The organism is Azospirillum sp. TSO22-1, assembly GCF_003116015.1.
In the GTDB taxonomy this organism is placed as follows: Bacteria; Pseudomonadota; Alphaproteobacteria; order Azospirillales; family Azospirillaceae; genus Azospirillum.
This window is the reverse complement of the sequence record NZ_LGQZ01000209.1, coordinates 1-4972: the sequence shown is the minus strand read 5'-3', so window position 1 is coordinate 4972 and position 4972 is coordinate 1. Positions and strand designations below refer to the sequence as shown.

General features: G+C 70.5%; 5 protein-coding genes. All 5 read right to left on the bottom strand.

Annotation, left to right across the window (positions count from 1 at the left end):
* A partial coding sequence (locus TSO221_RS33920; RefSeq protein ID WP_109122867.1) for a benzoate-CoA ligase family protein occupies positions 1–1588 on the bottom strand: 1588 nt, incomplete at its 3' end.
* 44 nt (positions 1589–1632) lie between these two features.
* The gene (locus tag TSO221_RS33915; RefSeq protein WP_109122866.1) at positions 1633–2349 is read right to left on the bottom strand and encodes an ABC transporter ATP-binding protein; all 717 of its coding nucleotides are present in this window, start codon (positions 2347–2349) and stop codon (positions 1633–1635) included.
* Positions 2346–3116, bottom strand: coding sequence for an ABC transporter ATP-binding protein (locus TSO221_RS33910; RefSeq protein ID WP_109122865.1), 771 nt, complete (start codon positions 3114–3116; stop codon positions 2346–2348). Before TSO221_RS33910 ends, TSO221_RS33915 begins: the two co-directional genes overlap by 4 nt.
* Positions 3109–4119 (bottom strand): branched-chain amino acid ABC transporter permease, encoded by a 1011-nt coding sequence (locus tag TSO221_RS33905; RefSeq protein WP_109122864.1) that lies wholly within the window; start codon positions 4117–4119, stop codon positions 3109–3111. The genes TSO221_RS33910 and TSO221_RS33905 overlap by 8 nt, the downstream gene beginning before the upstream one ends.
* Positions 4120–4122: 3 nt before the next feature.
* Entirely contained in the window at positions 4123–4971 is an 849-nt protein-coding gene (locus TSO221_RS33900; protein ID WP_109122863.1) for a branched-chain amino acid ABC transporter permease, read from the bottom strand.
* Position 4972 lies beyond the last annotated feature (1 nt).

Sequence of the window (4972 nt, the reverse complement as noted above, 5' to 3'; positions counted from 1 at the left end):
TCATCTGGCGCAATCGGAAGCGCTGGATTTTTCCGGTTGCCGTTTTGGGCAGGTCCTGGACGAAATGGATGTGGCGGGGGAATTTGTAAGGGGCGAGGGCGGCTTTGCAATGCTGCATCAACTCATCGGCCAGGCCCTCGCTGGCCCGCACGCCGTCGCGCAGCACCACCCAGGCCTCCGGCTTGACCAGCCCGGCGCCGTCCGGCGCGCCGATCACCGCCACCTCCAGCACCTTGGGGTGGCTGACCAGCCGGCTCTCGATCTCGATCGGCGAGCACCAGATGCCGCCGACCTTCAGCATGTCGTCGCTGCGCCCGCAGTACTGGTAATAGCCCTCCGCGTCCCGGCTGTAGGTGTCGCCGGTGTCCAGCCACTCGCCCAGCATGGTCGCCGCCGTCTTCTCCGGGTTGTTCCAGTAATACGCCGCGGTCGACCAGCCCTTCACCTGCAGCCGCCCCGACCCGCCGTCCGCCACCGGCGCGCCCGCGTCATCGACGATGCGCACCGCGTAGCCCGGCACCGGCGTGCCGCTGAAGCCCGGCCGCGCGTCCTCGTGCCGGTTCGAGATGAAGATGTGCAGCGCCTCGGTCGAGCCGATGCCGTCGAGGATCAGCGTGCCGGTGCGCTCCTGCCAGCGCCGGAACAGGTCGGCCGGCAGCGGCTCGCCGGCCGAGACGCAGACGCGCAGCGACGACAGGTCGGGCGTCGCCGTCTCCAGCGCCTGCAGCTGTGCGGCGTACAGCGTCGGCACGCCGAAGAAGATCGTCGGCTTGAAGCGCTCGATGGTCGCGAAGGTGTTGTCCGGCGTCGGCTTGCTGTCGAGCAGCACGACGCTGGCCCCGGCCCACAGCGGCACCGTGTTGCCGTTGCCCAGGCCGTAGGCGAAGAACAGCTTGGCGGCGGAGAAGCAGACGTCGTCCTCGCGCACCCCCAGCACCTCCTGCCCGTACCACTGGCTGGTCGCCACCATGTCGCGCTGCCGGTGCACCGCCCCCTTCGGCCGCCCGGTCGAGCCCGAGGAGTACAGCCAGAAGCACGGCGCCGTCGCCGCCGACGGCACCGGTTCCAGGTCCTCGGAAGCCTCGGCCATCCGCGCCACGATGGTCGTGCCCTCGCCCTCCACCGGCAGCGCCACCGCGGGAGCGGGCTTGGCCTCTTGGAGGGCGGGCAGCACCTCGGCGGCGAACTCCGGGCTCCACACCAGCGCGGCGCAGCCGGAATCCTCGATCATGTAGCGGTAGTCGGCCGTGCGCAGCAGCGTGTTCAGCGGCACCGGCACGATGCCGGCCTTGATGGCGCCCCAGAACAGGAAAAGGAACTCCGGGCAGTCCTTCACCACCATCAGCAGCCGCTGGCCGGGCGCGAGCCCCAAGGCGCGCAGCGCGTTGCCGCAGCGGTTCACGTTGGCGGCCAGATCCGCATAGGTGACCTCCCGGCCCGAGGTGGTGCGGATCGCCACCTTGGCGCCGCGGCCCTCGGCCAGGTGGCGGTCGATGAACGGCACCGCGGCGTTGAAGCCGGGGCCGAAGGTCAGCACGGCCGGCGATTGCGCGGTGTCGACGGTGAGGGTCGGCAGGGTGAGCGTCATGGGCGTTTCCTCCGGTCCTGCCCCCGATTCTCTGCGGGGTGCGGTTACAAACTCAGATGCCGCATCAGCGCGCCCTCGTCGCGGGCCAGCTCGGCCGTCGGGCCGTCGAGCACGATGCGGCCCTTGACCATCACCAGTGCGCGGTCGCACAGCGCCAGCAGGTCCTTGACGTTCTTGTCCACCACCAGCGTGGCGATGCCGGCCTCGCGGATGGCGCGGATCACCGCCCAGATCTCCTTGCGGATCAGCGGCGCCAGACCCTCGGTCGCCTCGTCGAGGATGATCAGGTCGGGGTTGGTCAGCAGCGCCCGGCCAATGGTCACCATCTGCTGCTCGCCACCCGACAACTGGTTGCCCAGGTTGTCGAGCCGCATGGCCAGGCGCGGGAAGGTGTCCAGCACCCGCTCGAAGCTCCATTCGCGGCGGCCGTCCACGCTCGCGCGGGCGGCCATCACCAGGTTCTCGCGCACGCTGAGGTTCGGGAACACGCCGCGCCCCTCCGGCACGAAGGCGATGCCCTGGCGCACGATGGCGTGCGGCGGCGCCCCGGTCATCGCCCGGCCGTTGACGCGGATCTCGCCCTGGCTGGGCTGCGCCAGGCCGAGCATGCTGCGCAGCGTCGTCGTCTTGCCCATGCCGTTGCGGCCCAGCAGGCACACCGCCTCGCCGCGCCCGACCGCCAGCGACACGCCGTGCAGGATGTGGCTGGAGCCGAGGTGGGTGTGCAATCCGAGCGCTTCGATGATCGGGGTGTCGGTCATGCCGCGTGCTCCTCGCCCCCGTCCTCATGACCGAGATAGGCGTCGCGCACCGCGGCGCTGGCGCGGATCCGGTCCGGACTGCCGGTCTCCAGCTCGGCGCCGTTGACCATCACGGTGATCCGCCCGGCGATCGAGAACACCGCGTCCATGTCGTGCTCGATCAGGATCAGGGTGTGCTCGGCGCGCAGCCGCTTCAGCAGGTCGATGACCCGCCAGGATTCCTCCACACCCATGCCGGCCAGCGGCTCGTCGAGCAGCAGCAGCTCCGGCTCGGTCGCCAGCATCATGCCGATCTCCAGCTGCCGCATCTCGCCGTGGCTCAGCGTGCCGGCCACCGCGTCGGCGCGGTGGTCGAGGCCGCACAGCGCCAGCGCCCGCTCCGCCCGGTCGCGCACCGGCGCGTAGCGCCGCGCCGGCCGCAGCAGGTGCAGCCAGCCGGGCAGCCGCGCCTGCGCGCCCAGCCAGCAATTGTCCAGGCAGCTCAGCTCGGGGAAGATGTTGGTCTTCTGGTAGCTGCGCCCGAAGCCGAGCGCCACGCGCTCGTGCACCGGCAACCGCGTGATGTCCCGCCCCTGGAACAGGATGGTTCCCGCGCTGGGGGGCAGGTCGCCGGACAAGAGGTTGATCAGCGTCGTCTTGCCCGCCCCGTTGGGGCCGAGCACGGCGTGCACCACGCCCTTCTCGAAGGCCAGCGACACCCCCGCCACCGCGCGCAGGCCGCCGAAGCTGCGCGCGAGATCGCGCGTCTCGAGGATCGTCTCAGGCATCGCGCACGCTCTCCCTGGAGGGCTCCTTCACGCGCTGGCGCAGCCGCGGCAGGAGACGGCATTTGCCGGTCTTCAGCGGCCCGACCAGCCCGTCGGGCAGGAACAGCACGACGGCGATGACGAACAGGCCGATCACCAGCTTCCAGTGGTCGGTGAGGTCGGCGACCCAGTCCTCCAGCAGCACCAGCGCGAAGGCGCCGACCACCGGGCCGACCAGCGTGCCCATGCCGCCGAGGATGACGACGATCAGCGCCATGGCGCTCTCGTGCCAGTTGACGTGCGCCGGGCTGATGAAGCCGCCGCGCGCCACCTCGAGGAAGCCGGCCAGCCCGGCGACCAGCCCGGACAGGACGAAGCAGGCGAGCTTGTAGCGCTGCACGTCGTGCCCCAGCGCCCGGGTGCGCGCCTCGTTGATGCGGATGCCGCGCAGCACCTGGCCGAACGGTGCGCTCAGGATCGTGCTGAGCAGCAGGTACACCGCCACCAGGCAGGCCAGCGCCGTGTAGTAGACCTCCATGCGCACGGAGAGGTCGAGCAGCGTCGCCTCGCCGACCGCCAGGACCGGCCTGGCCGTCAGGTTGACGCCGTCCGCCCCGCCCCAGAACGCCACGTCGTGGAAGAAGAAGAACAGCATCTGGCCGAGCGCCAGGGTGATCATGATGAAGTAGATGCCCGACGTGCGCACGCTGATCCAGCCGACCAGCAGCGCCGCCGCCCCCGACGCCGCCAGCGACGCGGCGAGCAGCGGGGCCAGGTCGGTGATCCCCGCCTTGTTGATCAGCGCCGCGGCGACGTAGCCGGCGGTGCCGGAGAACGCCGCGTGGCCCAGGCTGATCAGCCCGGTGTAGCCGACCAGCAGGTCGAGGCTCATGGCCAGGATGGCGAGCACCATGATCTTGGCGACGAGGCGGATGTAGAAGCTGTCGCCGACCAGCGGGAACAGCGCGATGCCCACGGCGATCAGCGCGAACAGCAGCGGCAGGACGGGGGCGCGGCTAGCCATGCCTCAGGCCCCCGCGAACAGGCCGCGCGGCCGCCAGACCAGCACCAGCGCCATCAGCGCGTAGACCACGACGCCGGCGGCCTCCGGCAGGAAGACGGCGCCGAAGGTGTCGGCCAGCCCGATCAGCATGGCGCCGAAGAAGGCGCCCTTGATCGAGCCCACCCCACCGATCACCACGACGACGAAGGAGAGGATGAGGATCTCGTCGCCCATGCCCGGGTGCACCGAGTTGACCGGGGCGGCGATCATCCCGGCAAACGCCGCCAGCGCCACGCCGAGCGCGAAGACCACCATGAACAGCCGGTTCACGTCGAGGCCGAGCACCTGGACCATCTCGCGGTTGGACGCCCCGGCGCGGATCATCATGCCGAGCCGGGTGTAGCGGATCAGCCCGGTCAGCCCAGCGGCGGTGGCCAGGCAGGCCAGCGAGATGAACAGCCGGTAGACCGGGTAGGCCTGGGTGTCGGTCAATGGGATCGAGCCGGCGAGCAGCGGCGGCACGGCGACGCCGTTGACGTCGTTGCCCCAGAGGATGGCGCGCAGCTCGCCGATCACCAGGATCAGCCCGAAGGTGAACAGCACCTGGTGGAGGTGGTCGCGGCGGTACAGGTGGGTGAAGCCGACACGCTCGACGGCGAGGCCCAACACCACGCTGAGCGGCACGCCGAGCAGCAGCGCCAGCGCGAAGCTGCCGGTCTGCTTCTCCAGCCAGAAGGCGAGGTAGGCGCCGACCATGTAGAAGGCGCCGTGCGCCAGGTTCACCACGCCCATGATGCCGAAGATCAGCGTCAGACCGCTCGCCACCAGAAACAGCAGGAAGCCGTACTGGACGCCGTTGAGGATTTGGATCAGG